We start from the raw sequence: 25,969 nt of genomic DNA on the forward strand, positions 1-25,969 counted from the left end.
AATCTGCACAGGCTGCCCAGATTAGATCAACGCATCTGGGCATGAAACAGCAGAGACGATTCCGGACAAGCCGGCCGCAGCTTTGATGCTGACGCGCGTTGAGAGTGTAATCAACAGGAGTTGAACGCTCGGAGAGGAGGATATCTCAGAAGCAAACCTTCCCACGGGGAGGAGGACATAAGAACACCTACGTCTACTGCTTTTGATTGCTTAAGACAAGCGAGTCGAACAGAAGGTTTTGCGGAAGCGCAGCGAACAAAACCTGATGTTGACGCAGCTTGTCCGTGACACCCCGGGTGTCGCGTGCAAGATACCCCAGCAAAACCACTAGGTGTCGGTGTTCTTAGACATCAGTTTTCTGTCGCGAAGGCGGAAGTCATGGCTCCGATGCCACCAAGGCATTCGCGAAATCATCCCCTGTCGGGGCACCTGGGCATTCGTTCCTCAAAACCAGGTGGGCTTATGCGCTATGCCTTCGCTAACGCTTCGGCCACGCGCAACGCGGCTGCATTCGCAGTTGGTTCTGGCTTTCCCAGATGCCAGAGTTTAATTGCCAGAGATTGGCTGGCGCATGCCGAGAGATGTAAGCGGCGCCGCAGCAGGGCCAGCGATTCAGTCTTCGTTGGAAGATGACCCGATGCGTGATGTCATCATGGCGCTAAACCCAGTCATGCGTTTGGGCATGGGTAAATCGTTCACGCCGGGAATTTCAAGGCATTGAAGAAAATTGCCCCGGGTACTATGCCCGGGGCAACACCGTTACGAACATGTGCGTTATGAAAACAAGCCGCGCACTATGCCGGCCCATGAGGAATCAGGAAAATATTGGATTAGCTGCATCACGGGGAACAATGCAAGCAAGAAACGTGTGACGCAGCATACGCGGCAAGAACAAGAAGGGTGGTGCATTTAAATGCTCCATTTTTTGAACACGGCATAATCGTATGCCGGCCCAGCCCAAGCCGATGGTATCAATGACAGCCTTGCCCAAGATTTATCCGGGAAATTACTTAAAAGTAGCCGATATTTTATCGCGTTGTCTACGCAACGTAGGCGCTAAGAGACAATGTTCAGCAACACCTGTCTAATTCAGATGCTTCTTAATCTCTTCCCCGATTTCTGCAATCTGTGAACGCATCTCCACAGTCAGTTCTGTAAGCCGACGCGTAAGTGTTGCTCTCGTTCCGTCGACGCCACCTATGACAGAACTGATCCCTCCTACCATGTCCAAGTGCATGTGAGCCAGGCGATTCACCGTCTGAATCAAAGTGAAGTGGTAGGCGATACGCCGTTGTAAGTCAGGATCTTTTAGCCCCTTGCGAATAGAGTCCCTAGCTACATCCCACGCTGACGTGTCAAAGCCTGTATCGAACACTGCGCGATCCGCCTGCAAGACTTGCAGCAGTATCATCGACTTTTGAAGGTTTTCCGCCATTGCGGCATAGACTGTTTGAAGACCTGCGCGCATCAGACGCTCATCTTCAAGTTTTGCCGCTTTCTCTGTAGCCCGGCTTGTCCTGTGGCTTATCCATAATGCAATAGGCACACCCAGGCCCACACCAATCACCGTCGAGACCAGTCCCGGCCAGAAATTGGTCCAAAACCAATTAGGGCTTCCGAAGAAGTAATTCCACATCGAGTGAAGCGTTGCCATATGAATCCCGATTTCCTCACTTCTTTGTCCGAAACCCATGCGGTCCTGTTTCGCTCGGCCCCATCTTCAACACCGAGATTAAGTCGTGCTTTGTATTGGGCGAACCTTTCTCGATCCAATCCAGTTTGACTAACTCCAAACTGTTGGTCAGCTTGGCAACTGCCTGGGGATCATTGCTGAACGCGAATGTCGCTACGGCGTGCTCGACCAGCCCCAACCTGACCTGATAGTCCGCAAGTCGGTCGTGGAGCTTGCTGACCAGCTCGATCAGTGCGTCGATGCCAAGCTTTTGCGCATCCATGTCGTTACCCTTGTGCTGATGTCGCATGGTAGGGCTATGCGATCAAGTTTCGGAACCACTTCATAGCCCATGCGTACAGGCCAGCGATGGGCCAGAACGGCAACTTCGCGACCGTTTCCACCCATGCACGGGCTTCCGCACTAAACCTGTACCAGTCATGCTTGACCGGCTGCTGCACCTGCTGCGGTTGTTTCGAACGACGTTGCTTGCGTGCCATCACCACCTCCATCTGTCGCACAGAACATGCGCTGGGGGCATCCTGTTGGACGTCCCGGCAGCCATGTATCCCGTGCACTGCACACCGCGAAAAGTGCGGCGCATGGAGGAATGCTAGGGAGAAAATCTGGGTGTCAAGACAGAAAGGCACTCCCAGACCCCTTGCGCGGACCCGAATCTCTCCCTATGGAGCGTGCTGGAAACGACCCTTCGCGGTTGCGGATCGGGTACTTCACAGGGGGTGAAAGGGATCGGCTTCCCTCGGGCAAGTCCTTGTCGCACCGCACATCTGCATCTAGTAGACACCGACGGTTTTGAACGAGGTAGACCGCAATCGTCATCATTGCCACAGTGACGTCGCTGTAGAGGTTGATGTTCTTGCGCATCTGGTTGCCGAACATCAACCGTCCTGCAAGTTGTAGAACTCCTAGGACGCGCGGAACGACGTCGTACAGGTCAGACGTAGCCGGTGCCCATGGCAGGGCCTGGACGATCCTCCGCGGGACTGATGACCCACGACTGCGCGTAGTCGCACACCAGGCCCGTATGGTCCTCGATGTGGTTGTACCCGGATAGAACTATGTTCTTCCCGTTCATGTAGACCAGCTGGGCGTCCCACAGCTCAGGAATCGCTTGCTATGCTCAGTTGCTGGAATGAGGAGATGTTTTCGTGAGATGCACCGCACTGCACACAAATCTTCGCTGTCTGGCTAATTGCAAGGGAATACAGCTTTCCGATCACCCTCATGATCCGACGTGCCGATACCCTTGAGCAGCAACGAGCCTTCCGAGAGGCAAACCGTCGTCGTTGTGTGGAGCGACAGCAACAAGGCCCAACAGCAACAGATGACGTCATGGACTCAGCCATTCGGGGGTAGGCAGGGTGGTTGAATCTAGTGCCGTCCTAAACATGGGTGAATCTCCTAGTGGCCCCTCGTCAGTGGCTGACGCTTAAAAGACCTAGCGAGCTTTCCACCCCCATCACATCCACATACACTAGACACGCAAGCTCACACAAAAAGAGAGCAAGCGAAGTTCATTCAATTCCAATTGATGGAGAAGCGGTGCAGCACACTTTTGATAAGAGCGCAGAGGATGTCGAAGAAGCGATCAAAGAAGCGGTCAAGTCTTCCGGCAAAATTAACATAATCGTTGCAGGCAAAACCGGGGTCGGCAAGAGCACACTAATCAATACAGTCTTCCGAGGTGATCTTGCAAAAACTGGCGACTCCAAACCAGTCACTCAAAAGATTGAGAAGATAACCAAACCAGGCCACCCAATAACGATCATCGACAGCAAGGGACTGGAACTCGCAGATTATAAGAATATCATCACCGGGCTTGAAGATTACATCGAAGATCAAAACAAGAGCATTAACGAGAACGAGCGCATACACATCGCCTGGTTGTGTATTCAAGAAGGCAGCGCCCGTGTCGAGCAAGCCGAAACTGATCTGTGCGCAATGCTCCATTCTCGCGGAATTCCAGTAATTGGAGTAATAACCAAGAGCCAGTTTAGCCCGGACAACAAGTTCTATGTTGAGGCGGAAAAGCTTCTTCCTGGCGTTAGTAAGGTCGTGAGAGTTCGTTCTGTATCTGAAACAATTTATGACGACGAAACCAATGAGATTCTAAAAATCAAAAGCGAAAAGGGCATCGACGAACTGATCTTGGAGTCCGGGGGTCTCCTGTCAGATGAAAAAAAGCGATCTTACGCCAATGCGCTGAACTCAAAGAATAAAGCAGCGCTGAGAGTTAAAGTGGAACAGGCGAACAAGGAAGTCTTAGCTGCCGCTACCCTTGCTGCTGCCGCGGGAGCAACCCCTATTCCATTCTCTGACTCCTTTGTACTTGTGCCGATACAAGTTGGCATGCTGGCAAAAATCGGCGTTACCTTTGGAATGGAAGTAAGCACGGCAGCGCTCACGACACTAGTGTCATCTGTTCTAGGCGCTTCCGGTGCAGTGCTGGTGGGCAGAGCTATTGTGACCAACGCACTTAAATTATTCCCAGGTCTTGGTTCAGTTGCTGGAGGAGCTATCGCTGCTACAACTGCGGCAACAATCACCAAAGCGCTTGGTAACGCTTATATCGCGGTTCTCACTGAGTTCTGTGAGGCGAACCCAGGCAAAGAAATCGACATTTCCACTATCGCTAGCGATCTAAAGAAGCGATATCTGAAAAAAGCCTAGCTTGTCGAGACATGGGGCCCTACCAGAGGGCCCCAACTGACGAACATGATCTGAAAGGACTAACTGGGAGCCTAGCCGCAGTGATGTCGAGAAAACAGTTGGCCAATTGGATGCGTACAGGGTATAAGCAACCCACGTGGCTGCTGACCGATCGCATAGGTGAGTTGTTCCATACAGCAATCACGAGAGCCTCTAGGATCGTCAAGTCTGGCACTGAACAATTTGGTAAGCCATTGGCAAACGATGCGCCAAACCTTCACCAAATGAACGCCAGGGGATTAGCGTCGAGTTGTTCAACCAAGTTTTGCAAGCGACAAGTTGTTCATATGATTCACATGTGAACAACTTTCAGTCAATAGGCAAATCCTAAGCAACATAGGAAAAGACTATCAAACCGTGCGGTCTATGATGACTTGCACGGTTCTTGTTTGAACTTGGATGCGTCACGTAGGTCATTGTGGCGAAAGGTGATTTTTCATCCAGTAGTTAGGCACACCACTTCTTGGGATTCAGCTAATCGCTCTACTGCCAGATAACAATCGGGTCAGGCACTACCCGACGCTTTCTTAGCTGTTAAGTGGTTGTGAACAACCTGATGCCGCAAAACCGAATTGAACAAGTCCCCTGGCATCCCCTATCACTTGGCAGATGACGCATGGGCGCGTCGTTCGGCACAACTGAACCAAGCGATACGAGTACGGGGATAACGTACCAAGAGCTTCCCATACCTAACTTGCTTTTGCCGTTGCTTCGCTGGGATTAGCTTCCATTCTTTTCTTTTCGCGCTTCTTCAACTACCTTTACTCTATCAACGATTTCATAGAGGAATCGCTAGAGTGTGGAGTTCCATTTACGAGGAGTTCATACCAATTAAATACCTTTCCTTTGCCTGGAAGCTGCTGCACTGCTATCTGCTTGCGACGCCCAAGGGCCCACGGAGAAAGATGTCCGCGTCCTGATGGACAAAGTCCTCCAAGACCCGAAGAGCCTGCAACTCCAGAACACCAAGAACAGGAAGTCAGATAACGCAGATGTGTTCTGCGGAATGCTGAATTTTTGAACAACCGCTGGAGGGTATGGGCAATAGGTACCCTTCTACTATCGACGGACAGAGAAAGGAAACAGCATGGAGATTGGATTGGTGCATCCACTGTTGGAGTTCCATCGTGGGGGATTCATCCAATACAAGAACCGTGAAGAATGGGATTCCCTTGTTAGGGGAATTCCAATCAGAGCAGAGAAAGCGGATCTGTGCTGAAGGCATATTGGGGGAAATGACGTCTGGAAATGACGTCTAGGCGTCATCAGAGTGACGCTTTTTCCGTCGGAAGTGACGCTTCTGAGGACTGGAAACATCACCAGCCATGCCACTGGGAAATGATTTTTCTCTCCTGTAACTGCAGTTCTGAAATCGTCAGTTCTTGATGATTCCAAGGATTCGGGCTGCCGCATAACTATCTGCATGTCCCGATCAAAGCCAAGCCGCCAAGGCTACCGCACCATTACCATTGAGGAAGCCAGACTCCTGATTGCGGATCACATTCGCAAGCGGGAGCCTGTCAATGCTTGGCCTATCAAGCGGGCGAAAGTCATCCCTTTCCGCCAGGGTCCGCTCCCCCGTCCATAAGCGACTGAAATTGCTGCCCTGAACGCTTTCTAGATAGAGTATCGATACGCTTCCCCAAGCGCTGCATCTCAGCCTTGAAAGCATACCGCGCTCTGGCAAATGCGATATCGTTCCATTGAATTTCCATCACGAACTTTCGACTTTTGAATACAAGCTGTTGAATAATCTGTCGAAGTCTCTCAATACGCTCCTCTGCGCCGTAATCAAACTGAACAGATCCGAGCAAATCGTTGCCGAGGTTGACGTCTGAGAAGAGGCGACGAACTTCATGAGATATGATATTCCGAAGCTTTATAAGCTCAACAATCTCATCTCGCTCAACGAGCTTCAGAATATCCATCTCGACCAACAGCCGCAGAACTTTATCGAGGTTGATTTTCCCTTCAATGGGCAATGGCTCATGATTTTTCAGAGTAGCGATCTTGTTGGTAGCCTTCACTGCGCCGACAAGGAAATCCCTCAGAGTCTCCACCTCGTACGTCAATAGCGTGACGTGGAGAATCCGCAAAAGCAGAATATTCTTTTCCAGCGCAGGAAGCCTCAGAAACGATTTGGCTTCGTAGTTAATGTCTCTCATAGGAATTTACTAGCCCCCGTCCACTCCCAAGCGGGTAAGCAAAATGTATCATGACGTGTCGCCCAACAGGAGAACTCATGGTAGATCGAGGACAGGTATTCCTTTACATCTTCAACAACTACTTCGACGGCGACTTCGATAAGGCAGTTGAGCTGACCGGCATCAAGAAGCAGAGCTTTGATGCTTGGGCGGCCGGAACGCGTAAGCCAAACCGCGGAACGATCGATTACTTGATGCACTGCGCAATGGTCCCCAGCTTTAGGACCATTGCTAACTTTGCACCGTTCGATCACACGAAAGCCTATCAGACGCAGTTCAAGGAAATGTTTGGCGAGTACAAGAACAAGCCCGGCATTTATGCGTTCTACGACTCGCTGGGGCGGCTGCTGTATGTCGGGAAGGCTGGAACCAATCTGATGGGTGAGGTCGACGCTGCAATCAAGCGGGAAGTCCACATCGACCTTCCAAAGGGCGTCAAACGACCAGAGCGCAGAGCCGAAGTAACCTCGTATATCTCTGCCTATTACGTCGGGGATAGTGTCTGGGACGATCTGCCGAAGATCGTTGAAGCGTTGATTCTCCGTATCTCCAAGCCGCTACTTAACAAGAACACCGGCACCATTCCCAAGGTGACGCCACCGAAGACGCTCGACTAATCTCCCACTGATAAATAATGGCGAACGTAAAGCCATATCGTTCGTCTCCAAAAAAGTAAAGCCCCTTCGCAAAACGGAGGGGCCTTTTCCTTTGAGCTGACGGTTTTTCGGTCTCAAGTCCCCGCAGCCGTGGCCGGCTGATTAATAGAGGGTGCGCGCAATGCGCACCAAGGAGACCCAATGACAGACCGCGAAGCATTCCAATACCTGACCCAGTAACTATCCCGCATGTCATATGCGAACAAACTGGAGCATCAACGCCAGATTTCGGCGCTGCAATGCTCAACTACTACGACCGCCATGCCAATGGCAGGGAGTTGCCCTCACTCGCTGAGCTGTACGCAAAGGAGACCGGCAAATGATCGACATGCACGCCCTGACTATTCCCTACCAGGGAACGCAACTGCCCATCGCGGCCATCACCCGTTCGCGCATCCGTGGGACAGCCATGCAAGTCCGTGCCATGGGGGACACGGTAGCCGTGCAGGCCCGCTACACAGCAAGCCTGGAGACAGCGCTCGACCTGTCCGCGGACACCGAGGGCTGGATCACAGTGCACACCTCTGATAGCAAGGCCGAAGCCGACGCGTACCGGGGCGCCAACTCCCACATCTTCGGGCCGTCGTTTTGAGCCACGCACCCCGCTGCTTGGCCTACTGCCCAGACATCAAGGGGTTGGTGGGCTACCGGCCTGAGGCCGAGTACAGCGCCACCGGGATGTGGACAAGACCGAAGCTGATGGCGCCCTTCCACAGGACGCGCGGGCTGGATGCGGGCATGGGAAGGCTCTCCGTGCGAGGGAGCGCCAATCTAGGCCGGCGCGCGTGGCACGGCCTGTAGGAGGAAGAAGCCGCCGCCCGCCGTGCGGCGCCTACACCACGATGGGCGTGACCGCGCCATCCATGGCCAGCACCGCGCCGGTGACGTAGCTGGCCCGCGCCGAGGCCAGGAAGAGCACCGCATCGGCCACCTCGCGCGCCTCGGCGATGCGGCCGAGCGGCAGCTTCGCCGTGGACTGCGCCAGAGCCTCCTCGGGCGAGACACCTTGCTGGGCGGCCTGGGCCTTCAGGCCCTCTTGCAGTCGCTCGGTGGCGGTGAGGCCCGGGTTGACCACGTTCACCCGCACGCCCTTGGCCGCATAGGCATTGGCCAAACCCACGCTGGCGAGCATCAGGGCCGCGTTGGCCGAGCCGCCCGGCAGGTGGATCGGGCTGGCCACCTTGCCGCCCGCGCCCACCACGTTGACGATGGCCCCGTGCCCGCGCGCGGCCATGCGCTTGATGAGCGGGTCCATCATGTGGATGTAGGTGAAGTACTTGGCCTGCATGGCGGCCTGCCAATGGGCCGCCTCGAGCTCTTCGGCGGGCGTCCTTCGGGCGGCGCCGGCCGAGTTGACCAGCACGTCGACCGGGCCGTGGGATTTCTCGATGCGGTCCAGCACCGCGATGGCGGCCTGCGGGTCGCTCAGGTCAGCTGCGAATGTGGCGACCATGCGGGCCGCGTCGGCCCGGGCATCGGCGAGCGCCAGCGCCGCATCGACCAGCCCCGCCTCATGGCGGGCCACGAGGCTGACGCGGGCGCCCTCCTGCAGAAATCCCCGTGCGCAGGCCAGGCCGATGCCCTTGCTGCCACCCGTGATCAAGACATGTTTGCCGGCAAGTTCGAGGTCCATGGCTGCATCCTGCGCGTCGGGCGCGAACTGTCAAACGACCGCCGCCAATGTCCCTGCCCGTCGCTGCGGTGTCACGCGGCTGTCAGGCCTTCGCCCTTCGGGCTCAGGCCCCGTGGCACTTCTTGTATTTCTTGCCGCTGCCGCAGGGGCAGGGGTCGTTGCGGCCGGGCTCGTCGGCGCGGCGCACGGCCTGCACGCGCGGGCCCAGGCTGCGCCAGAGCTGGCGCAGGTCGTAGACGGCCCAGATGGCTTCGCCGAAGTCGTCCAGCCGCTGCTGGCTGACGGTGGGAGGGCCGTCTTCGGCGTACATCGACAGCGCGGGCGGGTGGGTGTCGTCCTCCGCCAGCGTGGCGATGCAGTCCAGGCCGTCGGCCAGCATCTCGGCGACTTCCTTGTCGCGCGGCGGTGCCCAGTCCTCGGACCAGTGCTCGACCGCGGCCAGAAAGCCCAGGGCCCACACCTGCGCGAAGGAAGGCAGCTCGCCCTCGGGCGCTTCGGCGCGCTCCTCGGGCGGCAGGGCGGCGATGGCGCCGCGCAGATCCAGGCACTCGGGCTGGAAGCAGCGATCGTCGTCCAGCGACTGCACGTCGGCTGCGTCGAGGGCCGTCTGCATCTCGTGCCAGCGGCGCTTCCAGCGCCAGACGAACTCCATGTGCTGGGCGGGGGAGAAGCCGGGGCCGAAGAGCGCAGGCCAGTATTCGCTGGGCTCGACCACGCGGCGGGTGCAGACCAGCGCGGCCATGAAGCCGTCGCAGAACTCCCACTGGGGGATGTCCTCGTCGTGCTCGCGCATCGCGTCGAGCGCGTCGTCCAGGGCGTCGAAGTCCTCGGGCGTCAGGGCAGGCAGGGCGGCGGCGGTGCCGACTTCGGCCGGCTGGGGGGTGTCGGAAGTCATGGAAAAAGGGTGTCGGGGAATGCCCCCTATGATGCAGCACACCGGGCCGCCCGCCGGCGAGCGCCCCTGGCGGCCCTGCGACCGGCCCGGCCGATATCCGTTTTCATGGCAGCGCTCCGCCCCTCCTTCCGACGTTCCTCGTCCTCCTCCCCCCGCCGCGACGACACCGCCGGCGGCGAGGCCCCGCCCCGGCGCGACCCGCATGCATTCCTGCGCGAGATGCTCCCAAAGCAGGCGCGCAGCGTGGCCGACCACCGGCTGGACGACCGGCGCGTCTGGCTCAAGAAGGCCGGCCCGCGCCATGGCCCGCTGCGCTACCGGTTGCTGTCGCTCATCGCCCGCACGCTGCGGCTGGAGGTGCTGACACCCGTGCCCAACCCCGGCGGCGCGGCGGCCATCGCCATCGAAGCCGCGCGCCTGCGCAGCCTGGCCGCCAGCGGCCTGCGCGTGCCGCAGGTGCTGGCCGAGCAGCCCGAGGGTCTGTTGATCAGCGACCTGGCCGGCAGCGGCCGCAGCGCCGCCATGCTGATGGAGCGCCTGGAGCAGGCCGCCACCCAGGGCCCGGCCGTGCTGCTGGCGGCCTGGGCGCAGGGGCTGCAGGCCATCGCCCGGGTGCATGCCCGCGGCCAGTACCTGAGCCAGGCCTTCGCCCGCAACATGGTGCTGTGCCCCGATGGCGAGATCGGCTTCATCGACTTCGAGGACGACCCCGGCGCCACGCTGCCCACCGACCAGTGCCAGGCCCGCGACTGGCTGAGCTACCTGCATTCGACCGGCGCGCTCATCCTGGCGGCCGGCCCGCAGGCTGCAGCGGCGCACTGGCAGGCGGCCATGGACGCGGCCGAGCCCGGCGTGCGCGAGCGCGTGGCCGAAGCGGCCCGCCGCATGCGCTGGCTGCGGCACCTGCCCCAAGGCCGTCGGTGGGGCCGCGACACGCAGCGCGTGCGCGCCGCGGCGGTGCTGCTGGGGCGCTGGCACGCCGCATGACGGTGCAGCCCGGGCCGGACAGGGCACTGGAAGCGCGCTTCCTTGCCGACGTGCTGCGCAACCCGCACAACGCCTGCATCCTGGCGCGCTGGGACGCGCTGGCCCTTCCAGACGGCTGGCTGGTGGCCGGCTGCCTGTTCCAGACCGTCTGGAACCAGCGGTCGGGGCGGCCGCCGGCGGCGGACATCAAGGATTACGACCTCTTCTACTTCGACCCCGACGACCTTTCCGAGGCTGGAGAGCGGGCCGTGCAGCGGCGCGTGGATGCCCTGTTCGCCGACCAGGGCATCACTCTGGAGGCCTGCAACCAGGCCCGCGTGCACCTCTGGTACGAAGCGCATTTCGGCCAGCCCTACCCGCGCCTGCACAGCAGCCGCGACGGCATCGACCGCTTCCTGATCCCTGCGACCTGCGTCGGCATCGCGCCCGGCCGGCTGTATGCGCCCTACGGGCTGGACGGCCTGTATGCGGGCACGCTGGCGATGAACCCGCTGGTGCCGCATGCGGCGCTGTACGAACGCAAGGCGGCCTCGTACCGGGCACGGTGGCCGTGGCTGCAGGTCGCGCCTGCGTCATTGCCGTGAGCGGGGAGCAGCCGGCAGCGCCACCATCGCGCAGGGCCGCAGCGACGCCACCGCGCGCACCCAGGCGGGCCGCCGGCCTGCGCGAGAATCCGCCTCTTTCCCGTCCCCCGACACCGCCCGGCGCCGTGCCTGCCAAGAACACCAACCCGCCTGCCAAGAAGACGCGCCGGACCTCCGCTGCCGCCGCGCCGGCCGATGCGACGGCTGCGCCGCAACCCGCGGCGCCGCTGGCCGCCCCGGCCCCTGGCGGCCCCACGCGACGCATGCGCCCGCGCGAGCCCGAAGAGCAGATCGAGCACCGCATCCTGGCCGCCGCCGTCGCCGAGTTCGCGGAGCATGGCTTTGCCGGTGCGCGCATCGAGCGCATCAGCAAGCAGGCCGGCACGGTGGACCGCATGCTGTACTACTACTACGGCAACAAGGAGCGGCTCTACCAGGCGGTGCTGGAGAAGCTCTATGCCGAGATGATCGGCGCGCAGCGCGACTTCGTGCTGCCGCCCGACCCGGTGGCGGGCATGCGCCAGCTGATCGAGCATGCCTGGGACCACTACGTGGCCAACCCCGACCTGGTGCGCGTGATCATGAACGAGAACCTGCTGCGCGGCCGGCACATCCGCCAGTCGCAGCAGGTGGGGCGCACGTCCTTCCCGCTGGTGGAGACGGTGGCCGAGATCCTGTCGGCCGGCCAGGCGCAGGGCGTGTTCCGCCGCGACGTGAAGGCCGAGCATGTGCTCATGAGCATCATGTCGCTCGGCTTCTTCTACATCTCCAACCAGTACACCTGCTCAGCGTGGATGGGCGTGGACCTGATGAGCCGCCCGCGCCGCAGCGGCTGGCGCGCGCACATCTGCGAGGTGGTGCTCCGAAGCATCGAGGCAGAGCCACGCGTCGCCTGAAGGCGCGCCGCGCTCAGCCGGGGTTGCGCAGTTTCTTCACCACATCATCCGGCGGCGCCAGCTTGCTGCCGTCGATGTAGGTGCCTGCCGGCATCACGCCCTTGCCGTCCTTGACCGCCGTGCGGCCCACGTAGATGCCCATCGTGGACTGGTTGTCCTGCGGCCGGAAGGTGGCGGGGCCGAAGGGGGTTGAGAAGTTCAGGCCCTTGAAGGCGGCGATCAGCTTCTCGGTGTCGGTGCTGCCGGCCTTCTGGATGCCGGCCGCCAGGGCTTTCACCGTGGCATAGCCCACCACGGCGTTCAGGCGCGGATAGTCGCCGTACTTCTTCTGGTACGCCGCATAGAAGGCGCGGTGCTCGGGGGTGTCGATGTTGGCGTAGGGATAGCCGGTGACGATCCAGCCTTCGGGCGCGTCGTCCTTGAGCGGGTCCAGGTACTCGGGCTCGCCGGTCAGCAGGCTCACCACCTCGCGGCCCTGGAACAGGCCGCGCGTCTTGCCCTCGCGCGCCAGCTTGGTGAGGTCGCTGCCGAACATCACGTTGAAGATGGCGTCGGGCTTGGCATCGGCAATGGCCTGCACCACCGCACCGGCGTCGATCTTGCCCAGCGGCGGCGCCTGCTCGGCCACGAACTCCACGTCGGGCTGCAGCTTCCTGAGCTGCTCCTTGAAGGCGGCGGTGGCCGCCTGGCCGTACTCGTAGTTGGGATAGATGAGCGCCCAGCGCTTCTTGCCGAGCTTGGCGGCCTCGGCCACAACCGACGTGGCCAGGGCGTAGGTGCCCGAGCGCAGGCGGTAGGTGTAGCGGTTGCCGTTCTCCCACACCACCTTGTCGCTCAACGGGCCGGAGGCGAGGAAGAACATCTTCTTCTGCCGCGCGAAGTCGGCCATCGCAACGCCCACGTGCGACAGCGTCACGCCGGAGAGGATGTCGATCTTCTCGCGGGCGATCAACTCTTCGGCCATGCGCACGGCGTCGCCCGGGTTGGCGTTGTCATCGCGGAACAGCGTCTCCAGCTTGCGGCCGCCGAGCACGCCGCCGGCGGCGTTGATCTCTTCCTGCGCCAGCAGCCAGCCGTTGCGGTAGGGCACCAGATTCTGCGGCAGGGCCTTGTAGCTGTTGATCTCGCCGATGCGGATGGGCTCCTGCGCGGCGGCGGGCAGGAAGGCGGCAGCGGCCAGAAGGCCGACGGTGAGGGCTTGGCGCCAGGGCTTGGGGATCATCGCGGGTCCTCGTGGGCGGGTGTTGGACGGAGACAGGGGAGACCGAATGGGAGACGCGGCACGCCGGTGGCGCTGCCGCGCGTGCGAACGCTCAGGCCGACTCGGCCTCGACCATTTCCTGCACGATGCGGCGCATCTTGATGGCCGAGGCGTCCAGGCCGAGCTGCACGCGCTGCCAGTCGCGGGGCTTGTCCTCGTTGCGCTGGATGGCTTCGAGCACCGCCTTGTCCTCGTTGAAGGCCACGCGCAGGCCGGCGCGCAGGCGCTCGTCGGTGGCCGCGTCGGCGGCCGAGTTCTTCAGCAGCAGCCAGTGCTGCACGCAACTGCGCGCGTCCACCGGCGTGATGAAGTGGCAGGCGAACATCTGGATGCAGTCGCCGCGTGCGCCCTCGGGCGCCCCGGTTCCGGTGGCGGCGGAGCCGAAGTCGATCACGGCGATGCTGGGCGCGTGGTAGTGGTAGTAGTGCCAGCGGTCCACGTTGCCGCCGAAGTCCTTCAGGCCCTGGAAGATGGGGATGAGCGGCCCGTCGATCACCCAGCGCCAGGTGACGACCTTGCGGCCCTCGCGCTGGTGCTGCACGCGCGTCTCCTCACGGCCGGTGCTGCCCAGCGTGGTGGGATGCACATAGACCACATGCGTGGGATCGCACAGGTTGTCGGCCAGGCTCAGGTAGTTGGCGGCCACGGGCAGCGCGTCGCCCTCGATCACGCTGTAGGCCGGGTCGTCGTACTCGGGCAGATGGAAGACCTGCGTGGCATCGGCCAGGGCCGCGTCGCCCATCCAGACCCACACCATGCCCATGCTCGTCGCCGTGGGATAGCTGCGCACCTGCGCATTGGCGGGCGCGCGCTGCATGCCGGGCGCATTCGTGCAGCGACCGCGGCAGTCGAAGGCCAGGCCGTGGTAGCCGCACTCCACCGAGTCGCCGCGCAGCCGGCCCAGCGACAGCGGCGCGAGGCGGTGCGGGCAGGCGTCGTCCAGCGCGGCCACCTCGCCAGTGCTGGTGCGGAAGACCACCAGGTCTTCGCCTAGGACGCGCCGCTTGGCCAGCGACTGGCCGATGTCGCGGGCCCAGCCGAGCGGGTACCAGGCGTTGCGGGGATAGGGCGTGCTGCTCATCGTGCGTCGGCTCCATGGGATGTTTGATCCACATCAGCATACGGCGCGCCAGCCCTGGAGTAAGTGTTTTCTTCACTTAATGGAGTATTCACTCCATTTTCGAGTGCACCATGGTCGGCAACGGTGCGTGGGGTGCACTGCTGCAGGGCATGGCGAGAAGCGCGGGGGCCGTGCGCGATGAAAGTCAGTCAGCCCGTTTGCCCCGGCGTGGAGCGGCGGGCTTCGACAGGCTCAGCCTGCAAAGCCAAGCCGCCCGGCCTTGCGCCGCGCCGGCGAGGCCACTGCCCTGGCCAAGCCCGCCTTCGAGCCAAGCCAAGCCAGCCCACGCCACGCGCGGGCCCGCAGGAAGCCTCAGCCGCCCTTGCGCGCCTGCGCCGCCAGCAGGCGCTTGTTCACGGCGTGCACCGCGCCCAGCTCGGCCTGCATGGCGCGGCTGATCTGCGACAGGGTGCGCAGGCGGCGGTTGCTCTCGCGCAGGCGCTCGGCCAGCGCGCGCGAGATGGAGAGCATCAGCCGCGCGGCCACGGCCGGCTGCACTTCCACCAGGCCGCGCAGGGCCTTGCGGGTGAGCACCGCCAGCTTGAGGTCGGTGAGGGCCGTGCAGGTGGCCGAGCGCGGCGAGCCGTCGATCAGGCCCATCTCGCCGAAGAGCTGACCGGCGTCGATGACCGAGATCACCACCTCGTCGCCGTCGCCCACGCCCGTGCCCTCGGCCCGTACCTGGCCTTCGAGCACCAACGCCATGTAGTCGACGTCGTCGGTCTGGCCCTCGGTCATGATGATCGTGCCGGCCTTGACGGCCATGGGGCGCATGGCATCGACGATGACGCGCGCGTCGTGGATGTCCAGCTCGGCCACGATGGACGAGCGGGTGAGCATCAGCGCGGCTTCCTCGCGCAGGTTCACCGAGGCCATGGTGCTCCTTCTTCGCCATCGCCGGACGCGGGCGGCAGCAGCCACACTCGCCCGCCGCCCACCGCATGCAGCCGGCGCTGCGGCATCCGCGGCAGCAGCAGGCCGCCGGTGAATTCGCCGAAGGCCGGCAGGATGGCCAGACCCGGCTCGCTGACGAAGCAGGGCAGGCGCAGGCTGTCACGACCCGGGCCCTGCAGCGCGCAGGCCGGATGCAGGTGGCCCGCCAGCACGAAGCGACCCGGCTGGGTCTGCGGATGGTGGCAGCAGGCGAAGGGACCGAGCGCAAACGGCTCGTCGGCCAGCGCGATGCGCAGCTCGGCCGGCGGGTCGCCGGCCCGGTCATCGTGGTTGCCGCGCACCAGCGTCATGCCGACCTGCGGATGACGCGCGCGCCAGGCGGCCAGCGCCTGCAGCACCTGCGGCGTGCGGGCCTGCGACGCGTGCAGGAAGTCGCCCAGGAAGACCACCTCGCGCGCACTCTGCCGATGGATCAGCGCGTCGAGCCGCGCCAGGTTCTCCTGCGTGGTGCCGCCGGGCACCGGCTGGCCCAACGCCCGGAAGGTGGCGGCCTTGCCGATGTGCAGGTCGGCGATGAACAGGGTCCGGGCCGCCGGCCACCACAGGGCGCGCTCGGGCAGCAGGTGGAGGCGCTCGCCGGCCCAGAGCACTTCATGGGCGGCAGGGGCGTCGGAGACGGGCAGGAAGGACATGGGGGAGGCGGGAGGAGGCAGGAGTTTACGTTTGGCAACCATCCAGAAAGCTGAACGGTCACGAAGTCCCGAACGACTGGCCGGCTTGATGCCCTGGGGCATCGCAGACGCGCCGCGCGCCCGGGCTGCTCGCCGTCGGCGAGGCGGTGTCCCCGCGGCGGCCCGCCCACCCCGCCCCGCCCCGCCCCACGGCGCGGCGCGCACGGCGGTCACATCGGCGGCAACGGCCTGGACGGCTTGCGGGGCCGACGGGCGCGACGCGGCGCCGGCGCCCCGTCCTCGCTGCCCTTCACCGGCCTGTCCGGCGGCTGCTCCTGACCGAAGGCCAGGGTGCGGCGCACGTCCTGCGCGTCGCCCACGGGAATGTCGCCGCCGGCCGCCTCCTCCAGCTGCGCCACCATGCGGGCGATGCGGTCGGCCACGCTCTCGTTGCTGAGCTTTTCGCGGAAGCGCTCGACCATCAGCGGAAAGGCGAAGGGCGTGGGCCGCTTGGGCTGGACCAGCTCCAGCCGCTGGCCGGCCATGCGCACCAGGCTCTCGCGCAGGCGGGCGATGTCCAGCTCCTGCGCCAGCAGCTCGGTCTCGGCCTGGGCCAGCAGGCGGTTGGCCGGGTCGTACTTGCGCAGCACTTCCCAGAACAGGGAGGAGGAGGCCTGCAGCTGCCGGCTGCTGCGCTTCTCGCCCGGGTAGCCCTGGAAGATCAGGCCCGACACCCGCGCGATCTCGCGGAAGCGCCGCTGCGCCAGCTCGCTGGCATTGAGGCTGGCCAGCACCTCGTGCAGCAGCGCGCCGTCGTCGTCGTGCGCGGCCAACGCCTCCTGCGCGGGCGCGTCGTGACCGGCGCGCAGCACCTCGGGCAGCAGGTGCGGCCAGTCGACCTCGGTGGCGCAGAGCAGCTCGAAGCCGTAGTCGTTGACCGCGATGGAGAAGGTGCGCGGCGCATGCTGCGCCACCCGCCAGGCCAGCAGGCTGGCCAGCCCCAGGTGCACATGCCGGCCGGCGAAGGGATAGAGGAACAGGTGCCAACCCTCGCGCGTGCGCAGGGCCTCGGCCACCAGCGTGTCGGGCGTGGGCAGGCGCGACCAGGCCTGCTGGATCTCCAGCAGCGGCCGCACCGCCTGCAGTTCGGGCGATTCGTAGCGCCCCCCGGCGGCCAGCGCCAGCTGCTGCACCGTGGCATCGACCAGCGTGGTCGACAGCGGCATGCGCCCGCCGTTCCAGCGCGGCACGGCCGGGCGCTGGCCCGCCGCGCGGCGCACCCAGGCGGTCATCTCGCGGATGCGCACCAGCTCCAGCATGCGGCCGCCGAAAAGGAAGCAGTCGCCCGGCTTCATGCGGGCGACGAAGCTCTCTTCCACCGTGCCGATGCGCGCGCCGCCGACGAACTGCACGCTCATGCTGGCGTCGCTGACGATGGTGCCGATGTTGCTGCGGTGCCGTCGCGCCAGCCGCGCATCGGGCACCCGCCACACGCCCTCGGCATCGGGCACCACGCGGTGGTAGTCCGGGTAGGCCGCGAGCGAGGGGCCGCCCTGGCGCACGAAGTCCAGGCACCACTGCCAGCTGGCTTGCGACAGGTGCGCATAGGCGGCCGTGCGCCGCACCTCTTCGTAGAGCGCCTCGGGCGTGAATCCGCCGCCCAGCGCCACCGTCACCAGGTGCTGCACCAGCACGTCCAGCGGCTCGCGCGGCGTGTGGCGCGACTCGATGTGGCCGGCCGCGATGGCGTCGCGCGCGGCGGCACCCTCGACCAGCTCCAGGCTGTGGGTGGGCACGATGCTCACGCGCGAGGGCCGGCCCGGCGCGTGACCCGAGCGGCCGGCGCGCTGCAGCAGCCGCGCCACGCCCTTGGGCGAGCCAATTTGCAGCACGCGCTCCACCGGCAGGAAGTCCACGCCTAGGTCCAGGCTCGACGTGCAGACCACCGCCTTCAGCTGCCCGCCTTTTAGGCCCAGCTCCACCCATTCGCGCACCGCGCGGTCGAGCGAGCCGTGGTGCAGCGCGATCAGACCCGCCCAGTCGGGCCGGGCTTCAAGCAAGGCCTGATACCAGATCTCGGACTGCGAGCGGGTATTGGTGAAGACCAGCGTGCTGGGACTGGCATCGATCTCGGCCACCACCTGCGGCAGCATCGCCAGGCCCAGATGGCCACCCCAGGGAAAGCGGTCCGTGCGTCCGGGCAGCAGGGTGTCGACCACCAGCGTCTTGGGCACCTGGCCCTGCACCAGCACGCCGGCCTCGCCCGGGCCCAGCAGCGCACCCATGGCTTCATGCAGGTTGCCCAGCGTGGCGGACATGGCCCAGGCCATCAGGCCCGCGTTCCAGCTGCGCAGGCGTGCCAGGGCCAGCTGCACTTGCACGCCGCGCTTGTTGCCCAGCAGCTCGTGCCATTCGTCCACCACCACCAGCCGCAGATGGCGCAGACGCTCCTGCGCATCGGCGCGGGCCAGCATCAGCGACAGGCTCTCGGGCGTGGTGACCAGCACCGTGGGCAGGCGCTGGTTCTGCGCGCTGCGCTCGGAGGACGAGGTGTCGCCGCTGCGCGAGCCGGCCACCCAGTGCGGTGCGACGAGCGGCAGCGGCTCGGACAGGGCCCGCAGCGAATCGGCGGCCAGCGCGCGCATCGGTGTGATCCACAGCACCGTGAGCGGGGGTGGCGCGGGTGGCTTGCCGCCGCTTTCCGCGGCGGGCGGCTCGCCGGCCAGCGCCTGCAGCGCGCCCAGCCACACCGCATAGGTCTTGCCCGCGCCGGTGGTCGCATGCAGCAGACCCGAGCGGCCGGCCGCGATGGCGGCCCACACCTCGCGCTGGAAGGCGAAGGGCTGCCAGCCGCGGGCGTCGAACCAGTGCTGGACGGCCAGCCCGGCAGGTCCGCCCGCGGGCGCAGGCCCGGGCGCGCCGGACGGCTGGGCAAGAGGCGATGAAGCGGGCCGGCGAGGCATGGCGCGATTACAGCAAAGGCCATGGGGGCCGTTTGCAGGTCGAAAGGCCGTCGTGCCTCGGAGGATGTGCGGGCCCGCCCCGCTCCGCGCGCCGTCCTGCCCGCGCCATGCCCAGCCACGGCGTCTTCAGGCGCCGCGGACTGCCTTCCTTGCGCAAGTGGCTCCATCGATAGGACCAGTTGGTCCCATTGAACGCCCGGCCCGGCCTGCCTAGCATGGCTTGATCACAAGGAGACAGCCCCGATGACCTTCCCGCGCACACGCCGCGCCACCCTGGGCGCGCTGCTGGCGGCCACCGCCTTCCTGCCCGGCCTTGCGCTCGCGCAGGAGGGCAGGCCCCTCACCGTCGTCGTCGGCAGCCCGGCCGGCGGCACCACCGACACCCTGGCCCGCATCATCGGCCGCATGATGGGCGACAGCCTGGGCCGCCCGGTGGTGGTCGAGAACCGCGCGGGTGCCGGCGGCAACATCGCCGCCGCCTACGTGGCCAAGGCCCCGCCCGACGGCAGCACGCTGCTGATGAGCTTCACCGGCCACACCATCAACGCCACGCTCTACAGGAACCTGGGCTTCGACCCGGTGAAGGACTTCACCCCCATCACCATGGTGGCGCGCGTGCCCAGCGTGCTGATCGCCCGCAAGGGCCTGCCCTTCAACGACATGGCGGGGCTCATCGCGTATGCGAAGAAAAACCCGGACAAGCTCAACTTCGCCATCGGCGCGCAGGGCTCCTCGCTGCACCTGGCCAGCGAGCAGTTCAAGATGATGACGGGCACCGACATCGTCAACGTGCCCTACAAGGGCACCAACCCCGCACTGGCCGACGTGCTGGCCGGCACGGTGGACCTGATGTTCGCCAGCGCTGTGAATGTGCTGCCGCATGCGAAGAGCGGCGCCATCCAGCTGCTGGGCGTGAGCACGCGCGAGCCGCTGGCGCAGTTCCCGGGCGTGCCGCCCATCGGCCGCACCGTCAAGGGCTTCGAGTCGCAGGCCTGGTTCGGTCTGTTCGGGCCGGCGCGCATGCCACAGGACGTGACGGACAAGCTCTATGCCGCGGTCAAGGCCGCCATCGACTCGCCGGCCTACCAGGAGCGCATGCAGACCGAAGCGGCCACCGCCGTCCACATGACGCCGGCGCAGTTCGGCCAGTTCGTGGCGCAGGACGTGCAGGACTGGGCGAAGATCATCAAGGCCTCGGGCGCCACCGTCGATTGAGCCCTCCGCGCACCGGCGACCGGCGGTACACCCCGGACAAGGACGACCGACGCCAGGACCCGCCTTGCCCCGCGCCAACGGCCCTCCTACATTCGGTCGCATGCCTGCCGCTGCCGAACCCTCTCTCCTGCCGCGCTTCCAGCAGGTGCGGCTGCTGCTGCGCGAGCGCCTGAAATCCGGCCACTACGAACGGGGCCTGCCGCTGCCGGGTGAGCGCCAGCTGGCGCGGGAATTCGGCGTGGCCCGCGTGACCGTGCGCACGGCGCTGGCCCGCCTGCAGGAAGAAGGGCTGGTGATGCGCATGCGCGGCAAGGGCACCCTGCCCACCGGCACGGGCGAGCCGCCGCGCCATCTGCCCCTGCGCGCCGGCCTGCTCGACAGCATCGTGAGCCTGGGCGAGCGCACGCGGGTGCAGGTGCTGGACCATGGCCTGGTGGAAGCGCCTTCGCACGTCGCCGAGGCGCTGGGCCTTGCGGCCGGCGAGCCGGTGCTGCGGGTGGTGCGCATCCGCAAGTTCAAGACGCAGCCCTTCCTGTACTCCGAAGTCTTCCTGCCGGTCGACCTGGCCACGGCGGTGCAGCGGCACACGCTGCAGGACATGCCCATGCTGGTCGCGCTGGAGCAGCATGGCGTGCAGGTCGATTCGGCCGAGCAGACCATGGGCGCCGCCCTGGCCGACCTGCAGGTGGCGCAGGCCCTGCGCATGCAGGCCGGCGAGCCGCTGCTGCGCATCGCGCGCGTGGTGTGCGATGCCGCGGGCCGGCCGGTGCAGTACCTCACGGGGCTGTACCACCCGGGCCGCTACGAGTACCACATGCGCCTGTCGCGCGTGGGCGGGCCGACGCGGGTGTGGATCGAGAACAACCGCCCGCAGAACGGGCTGGCTTGAAGGAGCGCGCGTTCAGTGATGAGCGCTCAAGGCCAGGGCGTTGCGCAACAGGCTGTTCACCCGCGTCTGCCAGCCCGGTCCGCTGCGCTTGAGGGCTTCGAGCACGTCGGCGTCCACCCGCATGGTGAGGGCCACCTTGGGCTGGGCCAGCCTGGGGCGTCCGCGCGCGGGCCGCAGTGCCGCCAGTTGCGCATCATCCAGCGGCAGGTTGTCCGGATCTGCCAGGGCCGCTGCAGTGAGGGCGTCGTCCTCGACGGCCGTCGGGGCTGTGAGTTCAGGGCGCTTCTTGTTCATAACGTCGGAATTCCCGCAGGTTGGCCTTGCGAAGGCTGATCACCCGGCGCACGTCTGCCCGGTCGGTGAACACCACCACCCAGAGCCGGCCGGCCATCGGCGCCAGCGCCACCTGACGCGGCTCGCCATAGTCGCGCCGCAGTTCGGGCGCCACGAGCGCATGGTCCCAGTCGAGATCGCATGCCCTGGCTAGCGATACGCCGTGCTTGGCCTGGTTGAGGGCATCCTTGCCCGTGTCGAAAACCCATTCCACCCTGATTTTTTGTGTGGGCGAAAAATATCGCGTCCGGGAAGGTTATCAGACGATCATGCCGGCAACAAAGCCTGCAGCGTCTGCAGCGTATCCGCCTCTTCCACCGGCTTGTCCTGCCGCCAGCGCAGCATGCGCGGGAAGCGCGTGGCGATGCCGCTCTTGTGGCGGGGGCTGCGGGCGATGCCCTCGAAGCCGAGTTCGAAGACCAGCGTGGGCCGCACGCTGCGCACGGGGCCGAAGCTCTCGATGGTGGTCTTGCGGATCACGGCGTCGACCTTCGCCATCTCGGCGTCGGTGAGGCCCGAATAGGCCTTGGCGAAGGGCACCAGCTGGCGGCCCTCCTGCTCCGGCGGGCCGTCCCACACGGCGAAGGTGTAGTCGCTGTAGAGGCTGGCGCGGCGGCCGTGGCCGCGCTGGGCGTAGATGAGCACGGCATCGACCGTGAGCGGGTCGATCTTCCACTTCCACCACAGGCCGACGTCCTTGGTGCGGCCCACGCCGTACTGCGCGTCGCGGCGCTTGAGCATGAAGCCCTCCACGCCCAGGCTGCGCGAGGCCTCGCGCTGGCGCGCCAGGTCGGCCCAGCTGTCGCCCGTGAGCACGGGGCTGGCGCGCAGCACGGGATGGTTCACCTCGGCCAGCAGGGCATCGAGGCGGGCGCGGCGCACGTGCTGGGGCAGCGCGCGCAGGTCCTGGCCGGCCTCTTCGAGCAGGTCGTAGGCCAGCAGCACCACCGGCAGCTCACGCAGCAGCTTGGGCGTGAGGGTCTTGCGGCCGATGCGCCTCTGCAGCTCGGCGAAGGGCTGCACACGGCCGGCCGTGCGCGCGGGCGACGGGGCGACGCCGGCAGCGGCGGCCCTCGCGGCGCGGGCGCCGGGCGCTGCGTCGACTGCAGGGTCATCCGCATCCGCATCCGCATCCGCGTCGGCGTCTTCGTCTGCGTCGGCGCTGGCAGCACGCGCTTCAGCCTCGACCGGCCCATCCCGCCACACCACGATCTCGCCATCCAGCACCGTGCCGTCCGGCAGCGCGTCGCCCAGCGCGGCCAGCTCGGGAAAGCGCTCGCTGACCAGTTCCTCGCCCCGCGACCAGATCCAGGCCTGCCCATCGCGGCAGACGATCTGGGCGCGGATGCCGTCCCACTTCCATTCCACCTGCCAGCCGGAGGGCGGCCCCAGCAGCTCGTCGAAACGCTCCAGTGGCTCGTTGAAGGGATGGGCCAGAAAGAAGGGATAGGGCTGGCCGCCGCTGATGGGCGCTCCCTCGCCCTCGGCGGCTTCGGGCGCGATCAGCGCGGCATAGTCCGCCTCGCCGGGCCGCGCGCCGATGTGGGTGTAGCCCATCAGCCGCTGGGCGACACGCTTCGGGTCCAGCCCGCCCACCGCCGCGAGCGCCTGCGTGACCTGCAGCTTGGAGACGCCGACGCGGAAGGCCCCGGTGATGAGCTTGAAGTAGACGAGCCGCTCCTCCGGCGCCAGCAGCCGCCACTGCGCGCGCAGCGTGTCGGGCAGGCCCTCGGCCGGCGCGCCGCGCAGGGGCAGCAGGTGCTGCTCCACCCAGTCGGCCAGGCCCAGCTCGTGGGTGCCGTCGGAAGGCGGCAGCAGCAGCGCGATGGTCTCGGCCAGGTCGCCCACGGCCTCGTAGCTTTCGACGAACAGCCATTCGGGCAGGCCCGCCGCCTCCTGCGCCAGCAGGCGCAGCAGCTTGACGGGCACCAGCTGGCGTGGCTTGCCGCCCGCCAGGAAGTACACCGCCCAGGCCGCATCGCGCGGCGACGCGGCGCGCAGGTAGCGCTGCAGGGCGGCCTGCTTGACCAGGTTGGACGTGCTGGCGTCCAGCTCGCGGTAGAGGGCGGCGAAGGCTTTCATCGCCCGGCGGGGTCCCGGGCTTGGCCGCCCCGTTCGTCGTCCCTGGCAGGCGCATCGGCGGCATCCAGGCCCAGCGCGGCCTGTGGCGAATCGACCGGCGGTGGTGCCTGCGTCGCCGGCTTGTCCGCGGACTCGGGCGCGTCGGCAATATCCTCGTCGCCATATTCGGTGGCGAAGGCCTGCGCATCCAGCCCGTTCTCCCGCAGCCAGCGCACCATCACCGCGACGCTGCCGTGCGTGACCATCACCCGCTCGGCGCCCGTGGCGGCGATGGCGTTGTGCAGGCCGGGCCAGTCGGCGTGGTCGCTCATGACGAAGCCGCGGTCCACGCCGCGGCGCCGGCGCGTGCCGCGCAGCAGCATCCAGCCGCTGGCGAAGGCGTCGGACGCATTGGCGCCGAAGCGGCGCATCCACGGCTTGCCCTGGGCCGAGGGCGGCGCCACCACCAGGGCGCGGCGCAGCATCGCGGCATCGACGCCGGGGTCGGTCACGCGCAGCGTGGGCGGCAGCGCCACGCCCGCCGCGCGGTAGACCGCATTGAGGGGCTCCACCGCGCCGTGCACCACGATCGGCCCGATGGAGGCGTCCACGCCATGCAGCATGCGCTGCGCCTTGCCGAAGGCATAGCCCAGCAGCACGCTGGCGCGGCCTTCCTCGGCGTTGCGACGCCACCAGTCGTCGATCTGCGCGAACAGCTCCGGCTGCGTGGGCCAGCGGTAGATGGGCAGGCCGAAGGTGGATTCGGTGATGAAGCAGTCGCAGCGCACCGGCTCGAAGGGCGTGCAGGTGCCGTCGGGCTCGGTCTTGTAGTCGCCGGACGCCACCCAGACCTGGCCGCCATGCTCCAGCCGCACCTGGGCCGAGCCCAGCACATGGCCGGCCGGATGCAGCGAGATACGCACGCCCTGGTGCTCGATGGCCTGGCCATAGGGCAGGGTCTGCAGCGTGATGTCGACGCCCAGCCGGGCGCGCAGGATGCCCTCGCCCTGCTCGTGCGCCAGGTAGTGGTTGTGGCCCCAGCGTGCATGGTCCGAATGGCCATGCGTGATGACGGCCCGGTCGACCGGACGCCAGGGGTCGATGTAGAAGTCGCCGGGCGGGCAGTACAGGCCTTCGGGGCGGGCGACGACCAGATCGCCTGGGCGCGACACGGCGCGCGGTGGCGGGAGCGATTCGGTCTCGGGCGGTGTCTCCATGGGCATGGCCCGCCGATGTTAGGCAGCGGGGCGCGCGGGCGCATGCCCCGGGGGGCGCTTCGCCCTGTGGGCGGGTGCCTACGCCTGCGCCGGGCCTGGGCGATGCAGCGCCCCGGCATTCGGCTCGGCAGGGCCCGCTGCGACAGCCCCCTGCACAATGCCCTCGCCATGCTCCACCCGCCGCGCTCCTTCGTCTATCTGGATGCCGTCGCCCGCGCCGGCTCGATCCGCAAGGCGGCCGAAAAGCTGCACGTGGCCTCGACCGCGCTCAACCGCAAGATCCTGGAGATCGAGGCGGAGATCGGCACGCCCCTGTTCGAGCGCCTGCCCCGCGGCGTGCGGCTGACGGCGGCCGGCGAGGTGCTGCTGACGGCGGTGCGACGCACGCTGGGCGACCTGCGCTCGGCCGCCTCGCAGATCGAGCAGCTGCGCGGCCTGGTGCGCGGCACGGTGCGCATCGGCTGCGCCGAGTCGGTGGCCAGCGACCTGATGCCGCGCACCATTGCGCACTACCAGCAGGCGCATCCGGGTGTGCAGTTCCAGGTGGTGTCGGGCGTGACGGCCCAGCTGGTGCAGCAGCTGATGGCCGACGACGTGGAGATGGTGCTGGTGCACGACCCGCAGCCGTCCGAGTCGCTGCGCGTCATCAGCGCGCTGGACCAGCCGCTGTGCGCCATGCTGCGCCCCGACCATCCCCTGGCCGGCCGCGAGAGCCTGCGCCTGGCCGACTGCCAGGAGTTCGTGGTGGCGCTGGGCGACCGTTCCTTCGGCAGCCGGCGGCTGCTCGATGCGGTGATGGCCCGCTCGCGGCTGCAGCTGAAGGTGGCGCTGGAGGCCAGCGCGGTTCAGACGCTCAAGGAGTTCACGCGGCAGACGGGGGCGATCAGCTTCCAGTTCCGGATCGGCACCCTGCGCGAGGTGCGCACCGGGGAGCTGGTGTCGATCCCGCTGACGGACCGGTCGCTCACCAGCAGCCAGCTGGTGCTGGCCACGCGCGAAGGAAGGATGCTGCCGATCGCGGCGCTGTCGTTCCAGGAGGCGCTGGTCAACGCGCTGGCGGCGCTACCGCACTGAGGCTGAGGCGGCCA

23 protein-coding genes are annotated in these 25,969 nt (G+C 65.7%); 9 read left to right on the forward strand and 14 right to left on the reverse strand.

What is annotated here, in order from left to right; genetic code table 11:
• Window positions 1-1,084: 1,084 nt before the first annotated feature.
• Both ACT54X_RS23935 and ACT54X_RS23940 read right to left on the reverse strand, forming a co-directional pair.
• Window positions 1,085-1,693, reverse strand: a complete 609-nt coding sequence (locus ACT54X_RS23935; RefSeq protein WP_476349012.1) for a hypothetical protein — start codon at window positions 1,691-1,693, stop codon at window positions 1,085-1,087.
• Window positions 1,671-1,955: a hypothetical protein gene (locus ACT54X_RS23940; RefSeq protein ID WP_476349014.1), complete on the reverse strand. Its 285-nt coding sequence runs from the start codon at window positions 1,953-1,955 to the stop codon at window positions 1,671-1,673. Before ACT54X_RS23940 ends, ACT54X_RS23935 begins: the two co-directional genes overlap by 23 nt.
• Window positions 1,956-3,235: 1,280 nt before the next feature.
• Here ACT54X_RS23940 and ACT54X_RS23945 point away from each other — a divergent pair.
• Complete coding sequence (locus ACT54X_RS23945; RefSeq protein WP_476349016.1) at window positions 3,236-4,363, forward strand: GTPase; 1,128 nt, start codon at window positions 3,236-3,238, stop codon at window positions 4,361-4,363.
• Window positions 4,364-5,952: 1,589 nt separating this feature from the next.
• Here the strand turns inward: ACT54X_RS23945 and ACT54X_RS23950 are convergent.
• Complete coding sequence (locus ACT54X_RS23950) at window positions 5,953-6,567, reverse strand: hypothetical protein (protein ID WP_476349018.1); 615 nt, start codon at window positions 6,565-6,567, stop codon at window positions 5,953-5,955.
• A 77-nt stretch (window positions 6,568-6,644) separates the two neighbouring features.
• Between ACT54X_RS23950 and ACT54X_RS23955 the strand changes: the two genes are divergently transcribed.
• Both ACT54X_RS23955 and ACT54X_RS23960 read left to right on the forward strand, forming a co-directional pair.
• A complete protein-coding gene (locus ACT54X_RS23955) occupies window positions 6,645-7,223 on the forward strand; it encodes a hypothetical protein (RefSeq protein WP_476349020.1) in 579 nt (192 codons plus the stop codon).
• A 358-nt stretch (window positions 7,224-7,581) separates the two neighbouring features.
• Entirely contained in the window at window positions 7,582-7,854 is a 273-nt protein-coding gene (locus ACT54X_RS23960; protein ID WP_476349022.1) for a hypothetical protein, read from the forward strand.
• A gap of 240 nt (window positions 7,855-8,094) precedes the next feature.
• Here ACT54X_RS23960 and ACT54X_RS23965 read toward each other — a convergent pair whose 3' ends face one another.
• Window positions 8,095-8,895 carry an SDR family oxidoreductase gene (locus tag ACT54X_RS23965; protein WP_476349024.1) on the reverse strand — a complete coding sequence of 267 codons (801 nt, stop codon included), beginning with the start codon at window positions 8,893-8,895 and terminating at the stop codon, window positions 8,095-8,097.
• 103 nt (window positions 8,896-8,998) lie between these two features.
• Window positions 8,999-9,790, reverse strand: a complete 792-nt coding sequence (locus tag ACT54X_RS23970) for a YecA/YgfB family protein (RefSeq protein WP_476349025.1) — start codon at window positions 9,788-9,790, stop codon at window positions 8,999-9,001.
• 105 nt (window positions 9,791-9,895) lie between these two features.
• Between ACT54X_RS23970 and ACT54X_RS23975 the strand changes: the two genes are divergently transcribed.
• The 3 genes from ACT54X_RS23975 to ACT54X_RS23985 all read left to right on the forward strand — a co-directional run bounded on the left by ACT54X_RS23975 (window position 9,896) and on the right by ACT54X_RS23985 (window position 12,257).
• Window positions 9,896-10,777, forward strand: a complete 882-nt coding sequence (locus ACT54X_RS23975; protein WP_294377320.1) for a BUD32 family EKC/KEOPS complex subunit — start codon at window positions 9,896-9,898, stop codon at window positions 10,775-10,777.
• Window positions 10,774-11,361: a nucleotidyltransferase family protein gene (locus tag ACT54X_RS23980; protein ID WP_294377318.1), complete on the forward strand. Its 588-nt coding sequence runs from the start codon at window positions 10,774-10,776 to the stop codon at window positions 11,359-11,361. Before ACT54X_RS23975 ends, ACT54X_RS23980 begins: the two co-directional genes overlap by 4 nt.
• 125 nt (window positions 11,362-11,486) lie before the next feature.
• On the forward strand, window positions 11,487-12,257 hold the full coding sequence (locus ACT54X_RS23985) for a TetR/AcrR family transcriptional regulator (protein ID WP_476349027.1): 771 nt from the start codon (window positions 11,487-11,489) through the stop codon (window positions 12,255-12,257).
• Between the two features lie 13 nt (window positions 12,258-12,270).
• Here ACT54X_RS23985 and ACT54X_RS23990 read toward each other — a convergent pair whose 3' ends face one another.
• The 5 genes from ACT54X_RS23990 to ACT54X_RS24010 all read right to left on the reverse strand — a co-directional run bounded on the left by ACT54X_RS23990 (window position 12,271) and on the right by ACT54X_RS24010 (window position 19,166).
• Window positions 12,271-13,479, reverse strand: a complete 1,209-nt coding sequence (locus ACT54X_RS23990) for an ABC transporter substrate-binding protein (RefSeq protein WP_476349029.1) — start codon at window positions 13,477-13,479, stop codon at window positions 12,271-12,273.
• Window positions 13,480-13,570: 91 nt separating this feature from the next.
• Entirely contained in the window at window positions 13,571-14,599 is a 1,029-nt protein-coding gene (locus ACT54X_RS23995; protein ID WP_354321888.1) for an aromatic ring-hydroxylating dioxygenase subunit alpha, read from the reverse strand.
• A 351-nt stretch (window positions 14,600-14,950) separates the two neighbouring features.
• Window positions 14,951-15,514 (reverse strand): Crp/Fnr family transcriptional regulator, encoded by a 564-nt coding sequence (locus tag ACT54X_RS24000; RefSeq protein ID WP_294377307.1) that lies wholly within the window; start codon window positions 15,512-15,514, stop codon window positions 14,951-14,953.
• Window positions 15,502-16,224 (reverse strand): ligase-associated DNA damage response endonuclease PdeM, encoded by a 723-nt coding sequence (pdeM, locus tag ACT54X_RS24005; protein ID WP_476349032.1) that lies wholly within the window; start codon window positions 16,222-16,224, stop codon window positions 15,502-15,504. Before pdeM ends, ACT54X_RS24000 begins: the two co-directional genes overlap by 13 nt.
• A gap of 209 nt (window positions 16,225-16,433) precedes the next feature.
• The gene (locus ACT54X_RS24010) at window positions 16,434-19,166 is read right to left on the reverse strand and encodes a ligase-associated DNA damage response DEXH box helicase (RefSeq protein WP_476349034.1); all 2,733 of its coding nucleotides are present in this window, start codon (window positions 19,164-19,166) and stop codon (window positions 16,434-16,436) included.
• Between the two features lie 243 nt (window positions 19,167-19,409).
• Between ACT54X_RS24010 and ACT54X_RS24015 the strand changes: the two genes are divergently transcribed.
• Window positions 19,410-20,381: a Bug family tripartite tricarboxylate transporter substrate binding protein gene (locus ACT54X_RS24015; protein WP_476349036.1), complete on the forward strand. Its 972-nt coding sequence runs from the start codon at window positions 19,410-19,412 to the stop codon at window positions 20,379-20,381.
• 100 nt (window positions 20,382-20,481) lie between these two features.
• Window positions 20,482-21,270 (forward strand): GntR family transcriptional regulator, encoded by a 789-nt coding sequence (locus ACT54X_RS24020; RefSeq protein ID WP_354321883.1) that lies wholly within the window; start codon window positions 20,482-20,484, stop codon window positions 21,268-21,270.
• 12 nt (window positions 21,271-21,282) lie between these two features.
• Here ACT54X_RS24020 and ACT54X_RS24025 read toward each other — a convergent pair whose 3' ends face one another.
• From ACT54X_RS24025 to ACT54X_RS24040, 4 genes are read right to left on the reverse strand one after another with little or no spacing between them, the layout of a single operon-like run.
• On the reverse strand, window positions 21,283-21,564 hold the full coding sequence (locus tag ACT54X_RS24025; RefSeq protein WP_017758158.1) for a BrnA antitoxin family protein: 282 nt from the start codon (window positions 21,562-21,564) through the stop codon (window positions 21,283-21,285).
• Complete coding sequence (locus ACT54X_RS24030; protein ID WP_476349039.1) at window positions 21,545-21,817, reverse strand: BrnT family toxin; 273 nt, start codon at window positions 21,815-21,817, stop codon at window positions 21,545-21,547. The genes ACT54X_RS24025 and ACT54X_RS24030 overlap by 20 nt, the downstream gene beginning before the upstream one ends.
• Window positions 21,818-21,870: 53 nt before the next feature.
• The gene (locus ACT54X_RS24035) at window positions 21,871-23,685 is read right to left on the reverse strand and encodes an ATP-dependent DNA ligase (protein ID WP_476349041.1); all 1,815 of its coding nucleotides are present in this window, start codon (window positions 23,683-23,685) and stop codon (window positions 21,871-21,873) included.
• Window positions 23,682-24,881 carry a ligase-associated DNA damage response exonuclease gene (locus tag ACT54X_RS24040; RefSeq protein ID WP_476349043.1) on the reverse strand — a complete coding sequence of 400 codons (1,200 nt, stop codon included), beginning with the start codon at window positions 24,879-24,881 and terminating at the stop codon, window positions 23,682-23,684. The genes ACT54X_RS24035 and ACT54X_RS24040 overlap by 4 nt, the downstream gene beginning before the upstream one ends.
• A 168-nt stretch (window positions 24,882-25,049) precedes the next feature.
• Here ACT54X_RS24040 and ACT54X_RS24045 point away from each other — a divergent pair, with 168 nt between their 5' ends.
• Entirely contained in the window at window positions 25,050-25,955 is a 906-nt protein-coding gene (locus ACT54X_RS24045) for a LysR family transcriptional regulator (protein WP_476349045.1), read from the forward strand.
• The last annotated feature ends 14 nt before the right edge of the window (window positions 25,956-25,969 follow it).

Source organism: Pseudacidovorax sp. DMC4 (assembly GCF_056314265.1).

Bases quoted from the DNA above. Each gene is read 5' to 3' on its own strand.
- ACT54X_RS23935 (WP_476349012.1), bottom strand. From the start codon at position 1,693: ATGGGTTTCGGACAAAGAAGTGAGGAAATCGGGATTCATATGGCAACG.
- ACT54X_RS23940 (WP_476349014.1), bottom strand. From the start codon at position 1,955: ATGGATGCGCAAAAGCTTGGCATCGACGCACTGATCGAGCTGGTCAGC.
- ACT54X_RS23950 (WP_476349018.1), bottom strand. From the start codon at position 6,567: ATGAGAGACATTAACTACGAAGCCAAATCGTTTCTGAGGCTTCCTGCG.
- ACT54X_RS23955 (WP_476349020.1), top strand. From the start codon at position 6,645: ATGGTAGATCGAGGACAGGTATTCCTTTACATCTTCAACAACTACTTC.
- ACT54X_RS23960 (WP_476349022.1), top strand. From the start codon at position 7,582: ATGATCGACATGCACGCCCTGACTATTCCCTACCAGGGAACGCAACTG.
- ACT54X_RS23965 (WP_476349024.1), bottom strand. From the start codon at position 8,895: ATGGACCTCGAACTTGCCGGCAAACATGTCTTGATCACGGGTGGCAGC.
- ACT54X_RS23970 (WP_476349025.1), bottom strand. From the start codon at position 9,790: ATGACTTCCGACACCCCCCAGCCGGCCGAAGTCGGCACCGCCGCCGCC.
- ACT54X_RS23975 (WP_294377320.1), top strand. From the start codon at position 9,896: ATGGCAGCGCTCCGCCCCTCCTTCCGACGTTCCTCGTCCTCCTCCCCC.
- ACT54X_RS23980 (WP_294377318.1), top strand. From the start codon at position 10,774: ATGACGGTGCAGCCCGGGCCGGACAGGGCACTGGAAGCGCGCTTCCTT.
- ACT54X_RS23990 (WP_476349029.1), bottom strand. From the start codon at position 13,479: ATGATCCCCAAGCCCTGGCGCCAAGCCCTCACCGTCGGCCTTCTGGCC.
- ACT54X_RS23995 (WP_354321888.1), bottom strand. From the start codon at position 14,599: ATGAGCAGCACGCCCTATCCCCGCAACGCCTGGTACCCGCTCGGCTGG.
- ACT54X_RS24000 (WP_294377307.1), bottom strand. From the start codon at position 15,514: ATGGCCTCGGTGAACCTGCGCGAGGAAGCCGCGCTGATGCTCACCCGC.
- pdeM (WP_476349032.1), bottom strand. From the start codon at position 16,224: ATGTCCTTCCTGCCCGTCTCCGACGCCCCTGCCGCCCATGAAGTGCTC.
- ACT54X_RS24010 (WP_476349034.1), bottom strand. From the start codon at position 19,166: ATGCCTCGCCGGCCCGCTTCATCGCCTCTTGCCCAGCCGTCCGGCGCG.
- ACT54X_RS24015 (WP_476349036.1), top strand. From the start codon at position 19,410: ATGACCTTCCCGCGCACACGCCGCGCCACCCTGGGCGCGCTGCTGGCG.
- ACT54X_RS24020 (WP_354321883.1), top strand. From the start codon at position 20,482: ATGCCTGCCGCTGCCGAACCCTCTCTCCTGCCGCGCTTCCAGCAGGTG.
- ACT54X_RS24025 (WP_017758158.1), bottom strand. From the start codon at position 21,564: ATGAACAAGAAGCGCCCTGAACTCACAGCCCCGACGGCCGTCGAGGAC.
- ACT54X_RS24035 (WP_476349041.1), bottom strand. From the start codon at position 23,685: ATGAAAGCCTTCGCCGCCCTCTACCGCGAGCTGGACGCCAGCACGTCC.
- ACT54X_RS24040 (WP_476349043.1), bottom strand. From the start codon at position 24,881: ATGGAGACACCGCCCGAGACCGAATCGCTCCCGCCACCGCGCGCCGTG.
- ACT54X_RS24045 (WP_476349045.1), top strand. From the start codon at position 25,050: ATGCTCCACCCGCCGCGCTCCTTCGTCTATCTGGATGCCGTCGCCCGC.